At 71.3% G+C, this 14,656-nt stretch carries 15 protein-coding genes; 4 read left to right on the top strand and 11 right to left on the bottom strand.

The features are described 5' to 3' along the window. The first annotated feature begins 2 nt into the window (after nt 1-2). Nucleotides 3-284 (top strand): metal-sensitive transcriptional regulator, encoded by a 282-nt coding sequence (locus tag ACIBEI_RS08540; RefSeq protein ID WP_055616905.1) that lies wholly within the window; start codon nt 3-5, stop codon nt 282-284. Between the two features lie 24 nt (nt 285-308). Here ACIBEI_RS08540 and ACIBEI_RS08535 read toward each other — a convergent pair whose 3' ends face one another. Further along, nucleotides 309-1,574 carry an alpha-L-fucosidase gene (locus ACIBEI_RS08535; RefSeq protein ID WP_398886486.1) on the bottom strand — a complete coding sequence of 422 codons (1,266 nt, stop codon included), beginning with the start codon at nt 1,572-1,574 and terminating at the stop codon, nt 309-311. Between the two features lie 235 nt (nt 1,575-1,809). Here ACIBEI_RS08535 and ACIBEI_RS08530 point away from each other — a divergent pair, with 235 nt between their 5' ends. Then, entirely contained in the window at nt 1,810-3,051 is a 1,242-nt protein-coding gene (locus ACIBEI_RS08530; RefSeq protein ID WP_398886484.1) for an acyl-CoA dehydrogenase family protein, read from the top strand. Between the two features lie 121 nt (nt 3,052-3,172). Beyond that, nucleotides 3,173-3,580 (top strand): SseB family protein, encoded by a 408-nt coding sequence (locus ACIBEI_RS08525; RefSeq protein ID WP_398886482.1) that lies wholly within the window; start codon nt 3,173-3,175, stop codon nt 3,578-3,580. Between the two features lie 177 nt (nt 3,581-3,757). Here the strand turns inward: ACIBEI_RS08525 and ACIBEI_RS08520 are convergent, their stop codons facing one another. The 9 genes from ACIBEI_RS08520 to ACIBEI_RS08480 all read right to left on the bottom strand — a co-directional run bounded on the left by ACIBEI_RS08520 (nt 3,758) and on the right by ACIBEI_RS08480 (nt 12,929). Then, on the bottom strand, nt 3,758-5,146 hold the full coding sequence (locus ACIBEI_RS08520; protein ID WP_398886480.1) for an FAD-binding oxidoreductase: 1,389 nt from the start codon (nt 5,144-5,146) through the stop codon (nt 3,758-3,760). Further along, nucleotides 5,143-6,327: an acyl-CoA dehydrogenase family protein gene (locus ACIBEI_RS08515; protein ID WP_398886478.1), complete on the bottom strand. Its 1,185-nt coding sequence runs from the start codon at nt 6,325-6,327 to the stop codon at nt 5,143-5,145. Before ACIBEI_RS08515 ends, ACIBEI_RS08520 begins: the two co-directional genes overlap by 4 nt. Beyond that, nucleotides 6,324-7,328 carry an ABC transporter substrate-binding protein gene (locus ACIBEI_RS08510; RefSeq protein WP_398886476.1) on the bottom strand — a complete coding sequence of 335 codons (1,005 nt, stop codon included), beginning with the start codon at nt 7,326-7,328 and terminating at the stop codon, nt 6,324-6,326. Before ACIBEI_RS08510 ends, ACIBEI_RS08515 begins: the two co-directional genes overlap by 4 nt. Nucleotides 7,329-7,410: 82 nt before the next feature. Then, complete coding sequence (locus ACIBEI_RS08505) at nt 7,411-8,511, bottom strand: LLM class flavin-dependent oxidoreductase (RefSeq protein WP_398886474.1); 1,101 nt, start codon at nt 8,509-8,511, stop codon at nt 7,411-7,413. 72 nt (nt 8,512-8,583) lie between these two features. Continuing rightward, nucleotides 8,584-9,564 (bottom strand): ABC transporter substrate-binding protein, encoded by a 981-nt coding sequence (locus ACIBEI_RS08500; protein ID WP_398886472.1) that lies wholly within the window; start codon nt 9,562-9,564, stop codon nt 8,584-8,586. After that, the gene (locus ACIBEI_RS08495; protein WP_398887348.1) at nt 9,561-10,322 is read right to left on the bottom strand and encodes an ABC transporter ATP-binding protein; all 762 of its coding nucleotides are present in this window, start codon (nt 10,320-10,322) and stop codon (nt 9,561-9,563) included. The genes ACIBEI_RS08500 and ACIBEI_RS08495 overlap by 4 nt, the downstream gene beginning before the upstream one ends. Nucleotides 10,323-10,384: 62 nt before the next feature. Continuing rightward, nucleotides 10,385-11,269 (bottom strand): ABC transporter permease, encoded by an 885-nt coding sequence (locus ACIBEI_RS08490; RefSeq protein WP_398886470.1) that lies wholly within the window; start codon nt 11,267-11,269, stop codon nt 10,385-10,387. Nucleotides 11,270-11,322: 53 nt separating this feature from the next. After that, nucleotides 11,323-12,210, bottom strand: coding sequence for a sulfurtransferase (locus ACIBEI_RS08485; protein WP_398886468.1), 888 nt, complete (start codon nt 12,208-12,210; stop codon nt 11,323-11,325). After that, nucleotides 12,207-12,929, bottom strand: a complete 723-nt coding sequence (locus ACIBEI_RS08480; protein ID WP_398886466.1) for a lysophospholipase — start codon at nt 12,927-12,929, stop codon at nt 12,207-12,209. Before ACIBEI_RS08480 ends, ACIBEI_RS08485 begins: the two co-directional genes overlap by 4 nt. A gap of 334 nt (nt 12,930-13,263) precedes the next feature. On the opposite strand from ACIBEI_RS08480, the gene ACIBEI_RS08475 reads away from it, so the two are divergent. Further along, a complete protein-coding gene (locus ACIBEI_RS08475) occupies nt 13,264-14,121 on the top strand; it encodes a LysR family transcriptional regulator (protein ID WP_398886464.1) in 858 nt (285 codons plus the stop codon). A 40-nt stretch (nt 14,122-14,161) separates the two neighbouring features. Here ACIBEI_RS08475 and ACIBEI_RS08470 read toward each other — a convergent pair whose 3' ends face one another. Further along, the gene (locus tag ACIBEI_RS08470) at nt 14,162-14,626 is read right to left on the bottom strand and encodes a MarR family winged helix-turn-helix transcriptional regulator (protein WP_398886462.1); all 465 of its coding nucleotides are present in this window, start codon (nt 14,624-14,626) and stop codon (nt 14,162-14,164) included. Nucleotides 14,627-14,656 lie beyond the last annotated feature (30 nt).

Genomic DNA, 14,656 nt, shown 5'->3' with positions numbered 1-14,656 from the left:
ACATGGAACTGCAGATGGCGGCCGACGAGCTGAAGTCCGTGATCAACCGGCTCAAGCGGGCCCAGGGGCAGATCGCGGGCGTGATCAACATGATCGAACAGGGCCGGTCCTGCGAAGAGGTCGTCACCCAACTGGCAGCGGCCTCAAGGGCGTTGGACCGAGCCGGGTTCGCGATCATCGCGACCGGTCTCCAGCACTGCATGACCGACGAGGGCGGCGAGCAGGACCTGGACCGCGACCAGATGCGGGCGCGCCTGGAGAAGCTCTTCCTGTCCCTCGCCTGACGCGCCCTCGCCGGAAGACCGTCGTCAGAGGCGCCCCGCCCCCGTGTAGAGGTCCAGCTCCCCTTCGAGTTCGACTGCGATCACCGTCGCCTGTTCGTCCAGGTCGGCGGACGTGGGCGCGTCGATCCACGTCACCCCGGGAACGGCGTCGAGGCCGCCGGTGACGTGGTGGCCCAGTTCCGCGCCCGTGCCGAGGACCGTGGCCCGCCGGACCGGATTGCGCAGACCGCGGACCGAGACGGAGTCGCGCGGAGCGTCGAAACACACCAGGTACAGGGTGCGCCGGTCGGCGGACAGGGTGCTGGGGCCGTAGTGGTGCCCGGGAGGCAGTCCGGCGACCGTGCCGTACACGGCGTCGGAGTGCCGCGTGATCCACGCGCCGAGGCCCTCCAGACGTTCGATCTGCTCCTCGGGGATCGTCCCGTCCTCGCGGGGCCCGGCGCCCAGCAGCAGATTGCCGCCCATGCCGATCGTCTCGGTGAAGTAGCGCACGAGTTGGCGCACCGACTTGAAGTCGCGGTCCTGCGGCCGGTAGCTCCACGAGTCGTTGATCGTGAGGCACAGCTCCCACGGGCCCTCCGGTGCGCGCAGGGGGGTGCCCTGCTCCGGCGTGGCGTAGTCGCCGTGACTGAGCATGCGGCCGTTGAGGACGGTGTCCGGGTTGCCGGAGAGGATCAGCTCGGCGAGCTCGCCCATCCGCCACTGCTCCTCGGTGCGCTCCCACTCCCCGTCGAACCAGAGGACGTCGGGCCGGAAGCGCTCGACGAGTTCGCCGACCTGGCCGTCGCGATACGCGAGATAGCGCGCCCAGGCCGCCGGGTCCTCCTTGCCGGGCTCGGCGTGCGAGTACTCGTTGGGCGGCACGATGACCGGCCCGGGGTGCCGCTGACTCGCGTAGTCCGGGTGGTTCCAGTCGGAGTGCGAGTAGTAGAGGCCGACCTTGAGGTCCCGGGCGCGCAGCGCGTCGACGAAGCCGGCGACCAGGTCGCGGCCCGCCGGGGTGTCCCGCACCACGTCGAGGTTGCGGTGGTCGGTGTCCCAGAGGGCGACACCGTCGTGGTGCCGGGCGGTGAGCACCGCGTACCGCGCGCCCACCCGGGCGAACAACTCCGCCCAGGCGTCCGGGTCGTAGTGCGACGCGGTGAAGCCGTCGAGCTGTTTCATGTACTGCTCGTGCGTCATCTCGCCCGTGTAGAACGACCAGGACTCGGCGGCGCCGCCCACGGCGTAGATGCCGTAGTGGATGAAGATGCCCAGCTTGGCATCGGGAAACCAGGGTCGCATCGGCATGGCTCCACGCTAGGCGTGCACACGGTTCGACGCGTGGGCGACGGTCACCACTACTGGTCCGTTTTCACCCTGGGACCGAGATGCCGTGCCATCGCTCGGCGCGCTACCGGATCACTCCCGTACGCCCCCGTACGGAACTACTTGGCGCTATCCGGTGGGTACAGCAGCGGCTCGTGCCGTGTTCAATCACGTGTACCGCGACACGTACGGACGGCCCCACACGTCAGGAGGCACCGTGATCGCCGCTCCCGAGCCCGGACTGACCGAACGCGAACTGATCGACCGAGCCGTCGCCCTGCGGCCCGCACTGCTCGAACGTCAGCCGGAGACAGAGCGGTTGACGCGCTATCCGCAAGACACGCACGACGACTTTCTGCGGGCAGGCTTCTACCGGATCCTGCAGCCGCGCCGCTACGGCGGATACGAGTTCGGCCTGCCGACCTTCTACCGCGTGGTCATCGAGATCGCCCGAGGCTGTCCCTCCACGGGCTGGGCGCTCTCCCTTACCGCCGCCCATGTGCTCCAGATCGCGGCGCAGTTCGCGGAGCGGGCGCAGGACGAGATCTTCGGTGACGACGGCGAGTTCCGTGCCGCGTCCACGGTCATGCCGGTCGGCGTGGCCCGCCCGGACGGCGACGGGCATGTCGTCCTCGACGGAACCTGGCCGTACGCCTCCGGATCGCCGTACTCCACCCACTACGTCGGCCAGACGCTGCGAGCCCCGGAGAAACCGGGTGAACCGCCCGGACCCCTTGTGCTGTTCGTCGCGCCGCGCTCCGTGTGGACGCTGCTCGACGACTGGCACGGCGTCCTCGGGCTGCGCGGCAGCGGCTCCAACAGCATCCGCATGGAACAGGCCCGTATCCCCGAGTACCTCACCCGGGAGGTGAGCCTGCTCGACCTGCCGGTGGAGGGCGGCACACCCGGATCGAAGCTGCACGGCAACGCGCTGTACGCGGGCCGGGCCCCCAGCTTCTTCCACGGGGAGCTGGCCGCCATCATGGTCGGCACGGCGTACGCGGCCGCCGACGAGTACGCCCGGATAGTCACCGAGAGGCCGCTGATCCTGGAACCCGACCGCACACGGGCCGAGCTCCACGACTACCAGCGCCACCTGGGCGAGGCGCTCGGCGCGATCCACACCGCTCATGCGGCACTCCAGGGCGCCGCCGAGGAGTACATGGAGACCTGCCGCCGGAACGTCTCCGGGGAGGCCCCCTTCACCATCGCCGACGACAACCGGCTCGCGCTGGTCTTCCTCACCGCCGGCCGCATGGCCTGGGACGTCACGCAGAGCATCCTCTTCCGCACGGCGGGTTCTCGCCACGCCCGCGACGGCGAGCGGATGCAGCGCTACTTCCGGGACGCCGCCACGTACTGGACACACATCGGGCCGAGCATGGCCGAGCCGCTCGCGCGGCGCGTCGGCTGCGACCGGCTCGGGCTGCCCTCGCACGACATCCCGCTGATTCCGTGAGCGTTCGGTGACGTCCGGGTGAGACACGCATGGCACATCCCGCGATGGGTACGCGACCAGCCGCGCCCGGGTCGGAACCTGGTCCGGGCGGCCTGTTTTCGTTACTACGTCGGGATGTGCCATGGAGATTTCCTCGAACGACAACGCCACGGCGGAGGCCGAGCGAGCGCTTACCGTGCTGGCCGAGAACGCCGAGGACGGCGATGCCCTGGACACCCTGGCCGGCAGCGACGTGCTGGTCCCGGTGCCGGACGACGCCGATGACGAGGCGGCCGGTGATCCCTCCGTCGTCGCCCTGCCCGTCATCGAGCAGCCGGGCGGGGACCCGCTGGTTCCGGTGTTCACCTCGGAGGTGCGGATGGCCGAGCTGCTGCCGTCGGTTTCGCGCTACCGCCTGGTGCCGCTCGGTGCGCTTGCCGCGCAGTGGCCCTCCAGTGAGGTCTCGCTGAGCATCGACGCGAGTGCTCCGCATGGGCTGACGCTCAGCTCGCAGGGTGTGCGCGCGCTGTTGGCGCGGCCGAACGCCTGACGGCTCCTGCGCCACTCGTCCGCTTTCGGGTGCGGGCGAGTGGGGGCTGGTCGCGCAGTTCCCCGCGCCCCTAAAGACAGGAGCCGGGCTGCGCCCGCGCCCCTTCAGGGGCGCGGGGAACTGCGCGACCAGCCACACACAACCCGCACCCGACAGAGAACAGGGAGCGGCCGGTGCTCAGAGGCTCTTGCCGGGGTTGAGGATGCCCCGGGGATCGAACGCCTCCTTGAGCCGCCGCTGCAACGCGTGCGCCGCGGGGCCCAGTTCCTCCGCGACCCACTGCCGCTTGAGAACACCCACGCCGTGTTCCCCCGTGAGCGTGCCCCCCAGCCGCAACGCCAGCGCGAAGATCTCGCCCGCCGCCTCCCACGCGGCATCCGGGAGCCGGTCCAGGGCCGGATCCACGACGATGATCGGATGCAGGTTCCCGTCGGCGGCGTGCGCGATGGTGAAGATCGGCACGCCATGGCGTTCGGAAACGGCACGGATGGAACGAGCCGCCTCCGCGAGCCGCGAGCGCGGTACCGCGATGTCCTCGATCAGCGGCCGGCCCAGCCGTTCGAGGGCGGGCAGGGCCAGCCGGCGTGCGGCGAGCAGTGACTCGGCCTCGGCGGGATCGTCGGTCACCTCGACGGTCGTCGCCAGCGGTGTGAGCAGTCGCGCGACCACCTCGGCCTCCACGGCCGCTCCCGCCCCGTCGCACTGGACGACCAGCAACGCCGCGCCCCGCTCCCGCAGTTCGGGGTCGATGGCCTGCAGCACGGGCCCGTCGACCAGCTCCGCGAGCGCCGGTTCGATCCCGGCCCGGCCGATCGCGTACGACGCCTCGGCCGCGGCCTCGAAGGACGGGAAGTACGCGGCGAGCGTGGCCGTCGCCATGGGGACGGGCCGCAGCCGCAGCGTCGCCGAGGTGATCACCGCGAGGGTGCCCTCGGAGCCGGTGAGCAGGGCGGTCAGGTCGTAGCCGGTGACGCCCTTCACCGTGCGGCGGCCGGTCCTGATCACCGTGCCGTCCGCGAGCACCGCCTCCAGACCGAGCACGCTGTCCCGTGTCACGCCGTACTTGGCGCAGCGCAGGCCGCCCGCGTTGGTCGCGATGTTCCCGCCGATCGTGGAGATGGCGGCGCTCGCGGGGTCGGGTGCGTACCGCAGGCCGTGGGAGCCGGCCGCGCGGTCCAACTCGGCCGTGATCACACCCGGTTCGACGACCGCCAGCTGGTCGTCCGCCGACAGTTCGAGGATCCGGTTCATCCCGGACAGGTCGAGGACCAGCACGCCCTCGCCAGCGGTCGCGCCGCCCGACAGACCGGTGCCCGCGCCACGCGGCACGACCGGCACGCCCAGGGCATGCGCGTGCCGGAGGGTGACCGTCACGTCCTCGGTGCGCCGGGCGTGGACGACAGCGAGGGGACTGCCGTCGGACCGGGCGCCGGAACGGTCGGTTGCGTGCGCGGCCACCGTGCGCGGATCGGTGGCCAGCCGGTCGGGTGCCAGGTCACGGGCCAGCAGCCCGAGCAGCTCGGCGGCCTTCGTGGACTCAAGAGCGGTCGTCGCGGGAGCGGTCACAGGTCGAGTGCCTTCGTTCCGATGGCGAGCAGGGAGACGTCCTCCTGGGGCGCGTGCACGGGCGCGCACTGGATGTCACGGAAGTGCCGCTCCAGAGGATTGCCGCGGGCCAGGCCCGGATTGCCGAGCAGCCGCACGGCCAGCTCGACTGCCCGTACCGAGTGCCGGTCGGCGAGTACACGCGCGCCGAGAGCCTGCTCCGGGGTGTAGGTGGGATCCTCGGCGTCGACCCGCGCGGCCCCGTCGAAGAGCAGCTGTTCGGCGGTGGCGAGGAGCACCTCGATCTCCCCGGCCGTCCGCCGGAAGCGCTCGGTACGGGCCACCGGGTGACCGAGATTGGCGGGCACGCGCGCGTGCGCGAAGGTGTGGAAGAAGGCCTGCGCCGCACGCGCGACCCCCACATACAGGGCGGCGAGTGGGAGGTGGAGGGAGGCGCCCGCCCGGTTGTCCTGCTCGCTCGCGGGACCGTGCGGGCCGAGCCCGACGACATGCTCGTACGGGACCTCCACGTCCCGGAACGTCACATCGTGGCTGCCGCTCGCCCGTAGCCCCAACTGGTCCCAGCGGTCGGTGATCTCGATGCCGGGCGAGCCGCCGGGCACCAGGAAGGTGCCCACGCGCGGCTCCGGCTCATCGGTGGTCGCCCACACCAGGAACCAGTCCAGACCCTCCGCGCCCGTCACGAACCGCTTGCGCCCGCTGACCGACCAGCCGTCCCCGGTGCGCCGGGCGACGGTCGCGGGCAGTCCGCCCCGCGCGGGAGAACCCAGATCGGGCTCCACGCGCGCGTGGTTGACGAGAACCGGACGCTGCTCGGACTCCTTGAGCACGCGCGCGTACAGCTCCTCGGGCCACGTCGGTCGTACGGCCTCGCGGGCGTGGGTGTTGAGGGTCATCGCCGTGATCAGGGCCACGGAAGGATCGCCCCGGCCGAGGGTGTGCAGGATGCGCGCGGTCTCCTCCACCCGGGCACCCCGGCCGCCGTACCGCTCCCCGACGGTCGCGGTGAGCAGCCCCGCCTCGTGCACCACCTGGATCGACTCGGCGGGAAAGGCGCCCGACCGGTCGTATCCCACGGCGAGTTCGGCGAGGCGCGCGGTCAGGCCCGGGTTCACGTCCGGGTCCACTTCCGGGTTCACATCCAGGCTGATGTCCGGGTTCGCGCGGGAGTTCACGGTCACAGGGCCTTCTCCAGATCGGTGTCGAGTGCGCGGCTCCAGAAGGACTTCACGTCCAGTTTTCCCTTCAGGGCGCCCAGTTCGGTGAAGGCGTCGGCGACCTTCTGCTGCGAGGCGATGGTGTCGTCGCCGACCGTCCTGGCCTGGGTCGGTCGCTGTGCCTGGGCGTCACGGAAGTCCTTCTCCGCCTGGGCCACGGGCTGGTGGGTGGCCTCGGCGACGACCTTCGCGAACTCGTGCTCGCGGCCGTCACGGATGTACGCGTACGCCTTGGTGATCCGGGCGATCAGATCGGCCGCGGCGGCCCGCCGGCCGGGGCTCTTCAGGACGTTGTCGCGGGCCGACCAGAGGAAGTTGCCGGACAGGACGTCCTTGCCCGAGCCGACTTTGACGGCGCCCTGCTGGTGGGCGGTGATGATCGACGTGCCGTAGGACGCGAAGGCGTCGATGCCGCCGCCGTTCAGAGCGGCGAGCCCGTCGTTGGGCAGGAGCGGCTTGGCGTCGATGTCCGACCACTTCAGGCCCGCCCGCTTCAGCAGCTCGTACAGGAAGTAGTGGGCGGTGGTGTTCTGGACGTAGCCGACCTTCTTGCCCTTCAGACCCGCGATGTCCGTCACCTTCGAGCCCTTGGGGACGATGACTTCCTGATTGAGGGTCGTGCCGCGCTGCACGGCGACGACCTTGAAGTTGGGCTTGCCGTCGGCGGCGGCGAAGATCGGCGGGATCTCGCTGGAGGAGGCCAGGTCGAGCGCTCCGGCCCGGACGGCCTGGAGCTGCTGGTCACCGCCCTGGAACAGGCTCCACTTCACCTTGTAAGGGGTGTCGTCGAGGTGGGCGAACTTGAGAACGGCCTCCTCGTTCTTCCAGCCGGTGGCGCCGACGGCCAGCGTCACCGAGGAGAGACCGGAGGAGGACTCGGCCTCCGCGTCACCTCCGCAGGCCGTGGCGAGCGGCAGCAGCAGCGCGAGGGCGGCGGTGGACGTGAGCAGGGTGCGACGGAACACGGAGTCTCCATGAGAGGAATCGATTCAGACGGGGACGGAGGACGGGGAGGAAGGGGAACAGGGCGCGTGAGGGCCTGAACGGTCAGGCGGCCCGGTCCGCCGAAGCGCGGTGGGCGAGTTCCTGCCGGACCAGCGGCAGGATGTAACGGGCGTAGTCGATCGCGTCGTTGAGCGGGTCGTAGCCGCGGATCGACAGCAGGTCGCAGCCGATGTCCACGTAGTCGAGCAGCGCCTTCGCGACCGTCTCCGGGGAGCCGACCAGTGCGGTCGAGGCGCCGGCTGCGTTGGTGGCGACCGCCGGGGCCGTCCACAGGCAGCGGTCGTGCACCTCGCCCCGCTCCGCGATGTCGAGCAGCCGCTGCGAACCGACGTTGGCCGGACGGCCGCTCGTCTTGTAGTGGCGCAGCAGCTCGGTGTTCTGCGCCTGGTCCTTCAGTACGCCCAGGGTGCGGTGTGCCTTCTCCCAGGCCAGCTCGTCGGTGGGCGCGATGATCGGGCGGAACGATACCCAGATACGGGGACGGGGGCGCCCGGCGGCGTCCGCGACCGCGTTCACGGCGGCGATCTGCTCGGCTGTCTCCTTCAGCGGCTCGCCCCATAGCCCGAAGATGTCACCCTGCTGCCCGCCCACGCGGTACGCGTCCTGGGAGGACCCGCCGACCGAGATCGGCACCAGGCCGTTCACCGGCTTCACGTCCGAGTAGTAGCCTTCGAACTTGAAATACTTGCCCTCGTGCGACACGGGCGCGTCGGCCTGCCACACCTTCCGCAGGATCTGGATGTACTCGTCCGACCGCTCGTACCGCTCCCTCTTGTCGAGGTAGTCGCCCTCGCGGTGCTGCTCCTCGTCACTGCCGCCGGAGATGATGTGCACGGTCAGGCGGCCGTCGCTGATCCGGTCGAGGGTCGCGAGCGCGCGGGCCGCGTGCGTCGGGAAGATGACGCCCGGCCGGTGCGCGAGAATCGGACGGATGCGCTCGGTGTGGGTGGCCACGAACTGGGCGATCTGGAAGGCGTCCGGCGAGGCCGAGTGGTAGGCGACCAGCGTGTGGTCGAAGCCTCCGTCGTCCAACGCCCGGGCGTACCTGCGCAGATGGTCGACGTCGAGACCGGTGCGGCTCGCGGCGGCCGGACCGGACGCCCCGGAGTCGGTGTGCACGGCGCTGATGAACTCGACAGGCATGGTGAACTCCTTTGCTCGGAAAGCCGCTTGAGGGCCCTCGGCGGCTACTTGAGGCCTGCTCCTTGAGAGCCGCTACTTGAGGAGGGAGGCGTCGGCGGACTTCGCCACATCCACGTTCGGGTCGAGGACACCGATGCCGTGCATCAGGTCGGCCACGTCCTGGACGGTCCCGTTCACCTCGGGCGTGACGGGCAGCACCTTGCTGTACGCGGCCGAGGCGAGGGTCTTCGCGATCGCGGGGTCGGCGCCGTTGCGCTCGACGATGGCGTCGGCGTACGCGTCCTGGTGGGTGCTGGTCCACTTCAGGGCCGTACCGAGCCGCTTCAGGAAGTCGCCGAGTGCGGCCTTCTTCGCCTTGTCCGCGAGGGCCTTCTCGGAGGCCCCGATGAATCCGTAGCCGCTGATCCGCCCGTCGGCGCCGTCGACGAGGAGCCTGCCGCCCTGCTGGAGGCCGACCGCCTGGTAGACCCCGAACGTCGCCCAGACCTCGATCTTCCCGGAGGAGAAGGCGGCCTGCGCGTCGGTCGGCAGCAGGTACTGGACCTTCACGTCGGAGTACTTGAGGCCGTTCTGCTGAAGCACGTTGGCGAGCAGGTACTCGGCGATGCTGCCCTTCGCGGAGGACACCACGACCTTCTTGCCCTTGAGGTCCTTGACGCTCTTCACGTCCGAGTTCTTGCGGACGACGATCCCGGTGTGATGCCCGTCGTTCTTCAGCGCGGCGACGTTCTTGAACTTCACCCCGCCGCTGAGCGCCTGGAGCGCGGGCAGGTCCGCGGAGTACGTGGTGTCGGCGGCGCCCGCCTGCACGGCCTGGAAGAGCGGGGCCGCGCCCTCGAACTCGGCCCACTTCACCTTGTAGTCGGCGCCTTTGAGGGCCCCGGAACCGGCGAGGATCGTCTGGAGGGTCTTGGCCTGGTCGCCGATGGTGAGCGTGACGTCCGAGGAGCCGCCGGCCGTGTCCGCGGCGGAGTCCCCTCCGCAGCCCGTCACCGTCAGCAGGGCGCTCAGACCGAGAGCGGCGGCGAGCGTACGGAAGATGGTGCGCTTCACGAGGGGTTCCCTTCGGGGGTACGGGAGTTGGGGGTACGGGGGTTGGGGACGTCGGAGGTACCGGTGTGGGTGACTCCGAGCCAGCCGAGCAGGCGGGCGCGGAGCGTGACGAACTCGGGGGCGGTCAGATCGCGGGGGCGGGGCAGCTCGACGGTGACCTCGTGGGCGATGCGCCCCTCGTCCATCACCAGGACACGGTCGGCGAGCAGCAGCGCCTCCTCCACGTCATGAGTGACCAGGAGGATCGCGCAGCCGTGCCGCTCCCACAGCTCGGCGACGAGCTGCTGCACCTTGCCGCGGGTCAGCGCGTCCAGTGCCCCGAACGGCTCGTCCAGGAGCAGGAGTTCGGGCTCGCGGACGAGGGCACGGGCGAGCGAGACGCGCTGTGCCTGACCACCGGAGAGCGTCTTGGGCCAGACGGTGGCCCGCTCGGCGATCCCGACCTCGTCCAGCGCCTTGTCGGCCAGCGCCCGGTCGGGCCGGCCGGGCAGCCCGAGGACGACATTGCGCCACACCTTCAGCCAGGGCAGCAGCCGCGGCGACTGGAACGCGGCGCTGCGCCGGGCGGGCACGGTCACCTCGCCGCCGATCTCGTCGTCGAGCCCGGCCAGGATGCGCAACAGGGTCGACTTGCCGCACCCGCTGTGGCCGAGCAGGGCCACGAACTCGCCCTCACGGATGTCGAGATCGAGCTGGTGCAGCACGGTGTTGCCGTCGAACGCGCGGGACAGCCCCCGGATCTCGACACTGTTCGCCACTGCCGTAGCGGTCGCAGGCGCGGGCTCGGACTTCAGGGTGTTCACGGTGTTCGCGGTCATGGTCACGCCTCGCCTTCGAAGGAGGCACGCCAGCTCAACAGGCGGCGCGAGAGGACCCGTACGGCGAAGTCGCAGGCCAGGCCGAGCAGCGCGTACACGGCGAGGCACAGCACGATGACGTCCGTACGGAAGTACTGCTGGGCGTTGCTCATCAGGTAGCCGAGACCCGCGTCGGCGTTGATCTGCTCGGCGAAGACGAGGGCCAGCCAGGCGGTGGAGAGGGCGTACCGGAGTCCCACGAGGGCACCGGGCAGCGCGCTCGGCAGGATGACGTACTTGATGAGACCGAGCCTGCCGAGCCCCATCATCCGTGCGGCCTCGACGAGTTGGGCGTCGGTGGAGCGGATGCCGCCGTAGATGTTGAAGTACAGCGGGTAGGTCACCCCGAGCGCCACCAGCGCGATCTTCGGGGTCTCCTCGATGCCGAACCAGACGATGAAGAGCGGGATCAGACCGACCCACGGGATCGCCCGGAACATGCCCATCGAGGAGTCGATGACGTCTTCCCCGAGCCGGAACAGCCCGGCGAGCAGGGACAGCGACAGCGCGACCGTCCCTCCGATGAGGAATCCGGTTGCCGCCCGACGCCCGGACGCGGCGATCGCGTCCGACAGTTCGCCGCTCTTCGTCAGCTCGACCGCCTGGCGTACGACATCCACGGGCGAGGCGAGCACGGATTCCGGGAGTACGCCGGTGACGGAGCCCAGGAACCACAGGGCCACGAGCCCGACCGGCCCGGCGGCCCGGCGTACGGAACGGGGGACGGACAGGCGGCGGCGGGGGAGATGCGCCGTACCGCGGATGGTGACGCGGGCGGGTGAGGGCTGGGAGGGTGGTTCGGGCTTCTCCAGTACGGGGGCTGTCGCCCCGATCTGTTGCGTCGGCATGGCGGTCTTCCTCTCGGGACGGCCGAAAGCGGTTGGGGACTGCTCGGTGCGGATCAGGACGGCAGGGGCCCGGTCACGGCGGGGCGGGCGGGATCGGCGGACCAGGCCGACCAGGAGCCGGGGAAGAGCGTCGCGTCGAACCCGGCGATCGCGAGGGCGGCGATCTGGTGGGCCGCGGTGACACCGGACCCGCAGTACACGCCGATCACGGCCGCTTCACCGGCACCGCGGTCCTCGAACCGCTTGCGCAGCTCCTCGGGCGGCAGGAACGTCCCGTCGGCGGCGAGGTTCTCGCCGGTCGGGGCGGAGACCGCGCCCGGGATGTGGCCGGCGCGGGGGTCGACCGGCTCCTGCTCACCGCGATAGCGCTCCCCGGCGCGGGCATCCAACAACAGCCCTGTGGCGGCCAGTTGGGCTGCCCCGTCCGCGTCCGTCACCGGCAGTCCGCCCGGCCGGAGGACGATGTTGTCCGGCTCCGGCGCATCGGGGTCCTGCCTCGGCGCCTCCGCGTCCGGCTTTGTCGCACCCGGACCCGACTCCAGCGGCACCCCAGCCGCCCGCCACGCGCCCAACGCCCCGTCCAGCAGGGTCACTTCCGGAACTCCGGCCCAGCGCAGCAGCCACCAGGCGCGGGCCGCGGCCGTGTTGCCCAGGTCGTCGTACACGACGACAGGCCGCCCGTCGCCGATACCCCAACTCCGCGCAGCCGCCTGCAGATCCGAGAGGTCCGGGAGCGGATGGCGGCCGTACTCCGGGCTCGGCGGACCGGCCAGTTCGCGGTCCAGGTCGACGTACACCGCTCCCGGTATGTGGCCGGCCTCGTAGTGGTCGCGGCCGTGCGGGTCGCCCAGCGCCCAGCGCACGTCGAGCAGGACGGGCGGCTGCCCGGAGTCGATCAGCTCGCGCAGTTCCGCGACAGTCGTCGTCACCCGGGCGCTCATGCGAGGCCCTCGGCGATCGCGGGCAGCTCGGGGGAGAGGCGCAGCCGTTCAAGGAAGAGCACGACCGTGGCGGCGGCGGTGCGGTGCAGCGCGTCGTTGAGGACGTCGTGCCGGCCGCCGTTGAAGGTCACGGTCCGTACGTCGGGGTGCCCCTCGTAGGCGCTGAGCGCGTCGGCGAGCGGACTCACCGTGTCCTCGGCCCCGTGCAGGGCCAGCACCGGAACCCGTACGAGATCGAGGCTCGGCTCGGGCAGCTCAGGGGCCGTGTCCAGTGCCCCGCGCCGGAAACCCGGGTCGTTCGTGAGGCGTGCCTGGTGGGTGGGGCAGGCGGTGCGTGCCTCGACCTCCGCCTCCCAACTCCCGGACGCCCAGGGGGCGGTGGGCAGACCGGCCAGGATCAGTGCGTCGATCCCCGGGGTCTGCTCGGCGGCGAGCCGGGCGGCGTACAGGGCACCCGTGTCCGAGCCGACCAGCACCTTCGGGCCGGGCAGGGACTCGTCGGCGAGGAGCTTGGCCGCCTCGTCGAGCACGGACGGAACGGCGACCGGGTCACCGAGGGCACGTACGCGATAGGCGTCGAAGGCGAGACGGCGGCCGAACCGCTCGTACACACCACCGTGCTCGCCCCGGCCGGCCAGCACGATCAGCGTGCCGCGGGCGGCGAGGCCTTCGGGTTCGTCCCAGGAGGTGGACAGAGAGGTGGACGGCGAGGAGGGCATGAGGAAGCAACTCCCTTGTTCAGGGCAGGGGAAAGGAGGACCGCAAGAGCGAAGGGGGAGGCGCGGCAGCCTGCCGACACGTGTCAGGACAGGGGAGACACGATCAGTGGAGGCCGAGCGGCAACGCCGGTGACCGGCGGGGAATCAACGACAGCGCGCGCTGCACGCCACGCCGAAGTCGATGACTCGGCGCTGCGTCAGAAGGGCAGCGGAAGCGGTCGTGGGAACCATGGGTTCATCATGACCGGCCGGGGCGGATTCCGTCCAACGACGATTCCGCATCGAAATCGATCAGCTATCGCGATCGATGAGGGCGACGGGCTACGGTCGCCGTATGCCCCAACCTGTCCTGGACATCGTGGCGCTGCGCAGCCTGACCGCGATAGCCGACTGCGGCGGTTTCCACCGCGCCGCCCACTCCCTCGCCCTGAGCCAGTCCGCGGTCAGCCAGCATGTGCGCAGGCTGGAGAAGACGCTGGGGAGTCCGGTCGTCGAACGTGAGGGGCGAGGCACCCGCTTCACCCCCGAGGGGCGGCTCCTCGTGGAGCAGGCCCGCCGCATCCTCGCCGTCCACGACGAGGCCGTGCGGGTGCTGCTCGACACCGAGGGCGACACCGTCACCATCGGGTCCACCGAGCACGCCGCCGACCAGTTCCTGCCCCGGCTGACCGCGGCAGTCCAGGAGGTGCGGCCGGGCTGCCGGGTGCGCTTCCGTATCGACCGCTCGGCACGGCTCGTCGAGGCCGTGGAGCGCGGCAGCGTGGACGTCGCGGTGTATGTGACGGAGGCGGCGGCCACCGAGGGCACTCCGGTCGGCGGCCTCCCGCTCACCTGGCACGCCACTCCCGGCTGGGTGCCGCCGGCCGCGCCCGCCCCGGTGCCGCTCGTCGCCATCGAGGACCCGTGCGCGATCCGCCGCCGGGCCATCGCGACCCTCGCCGCGCACGGAGTCGCGGCCACGGTGGTCGGCGACGCCGGCTATCTCGCGGGGGTGCTCGACGTGGCGCGCACGGGCGTGGGCGTGGCTCTTCTCGCCGCGGTCGGCCCCGCGCCGGACGGACTGAGCCCGTACGACGGACTGCCCTCGGTCACACCGATCCCGATGAGCGCGCTGGCCCGGCCGGGCGCAGACCCGGCGACGGTCGCGGCGGCGTTCGAGGCCGTACGGGACCTGCTGCGCCCGGCGGGATGACTCGGCCTCCGCCGGGGGACTCAGCGCCTGGCGGGGCGGCTCAGCCCTCGGCGAGCATGCGGGCCAGGACGGCCCGCTGCAGCGGGCGTACCTCGGTGTGCAGGTCGCGGCCCTTGCCGGTGAGGGCCACCCAGACCCCGCGGCGGTCCTCCTGGCAGACGGTCCGCTCCACCAGGCCCTCCTTCTCCAGGCGGCCGATGAGGCGGGAGAGGGCGCTCTGGCTCAGATGGACGCGGTCGGCGATGTTCTGCACCCGGCACTGCTCGACCGGACCCGCGCCTGAGCCCGTGTTTGCGGCCGTGCCCGTGCCCGTGCCCGTATGCGAGTCGGTGTCCGGGCCCGAGGTCGCTGTGCCCGACGCGAGGATGTCGAGCACCTCGAAGTCGCTGGCGCCGAGGCCGTGCGGATGGAGTTCGCGGTCGATCTCGCACATGGTGCGCGCGTGCACCGACAGGATGTCCCGCCACTGGTCCTCGAGCGGGGGAGCGACCTTCTCTGCTGCCATGTCCGCACGGTAACAGAGAAAGCGGTCATT

Origin of the sequence: Streptomyces sp. NPDC050988, from assembly GCF_044456225.1 — a bacterium.
Taxonomy (GTDB): domain Bacteria; phylum Actinomycetota; class Actinomycetes; order Streptomycetales; family Streptomycetaceae; genus Streptomyces.
The sequence above is the reverse complement of the archived record's forward strand: the minus strand, read 5'-3'. Positions and strand labels throughout refer to the sequence as shown.

What these genes read in the sequence shown, in the direction of transcription:
- ACIBEI_RS08540 (WP_055616905.1), top strand. Translation starts at nt 3, where the DNA reads ATGGAACTGCAGATGGCGGCCGACGAGCTGAAGTCCGTGATCAACCGG.
- ACIBEI_RS08535 (WP_398886486.1), bottom strand. Translation starts at nt 1,574, where the DNA reads ATGCCGATGCGACCCTGGTTTCCCGATGCCAAGCTGGGCATCTTCATC.
- ACIBEI_RS08525 (WP_398886482.1), top strand. Translation starts at nt 3,173, where the DNA reads ATGGAGATTTCCTCGAACGACAACGCCACGGCGGAGGCCGAGCGAGCG.
- ACIBEI_RS08505 (WP_398886474.1), bottom strand. Translation starts at nt 8,511, where the DNA reads ATGCCTGTCGAGTTCATCAGCGCCGTGCACACCGACTCCGGGGCGTCC.
- ACIBEI_RS08490 (WP_398886470.1), bottom strand. Translation starts at nt 11,269, where the DNA reads ATGCCGACGCAACAGATCGGGGCGACAGCCCCCGTACTGGAGAAGCCC.
- ACIBEI_RS08485 (WP_398886468.1), bottom strand. Translation starts at nt 12,210, where the DNA reads ATGAGCGCCCGGGTGACGACGACTGTCGCGGAACTGCGCGAGCTGATC.
- ACIBEI_RS08480 (WP_398886466.1), bottom strand. Translation starts at nt 12,929, where the DNA reads ATGCCCTCCTCGCCGTCCACCTCTCTGTCCACCTCCTGGGACGAACCC.
- ACIBEI_RS08475 (WP_398886464.1), top strand. Translation starts at nt 13,264, where the DNA reads ATGCCCCAACCTGTCCTGGACATCGTGGCGCTGCGCAGCCTGACCGCG.
- ACIBEI_RS08470 (WP_398886462.1), bottom strand. Translation starts at nt 14,626, where the DNA reads ATGGCAGCAGAGAAGGTCGCTCCCCCGCTCGAGGACCAGTGGCGGGAC.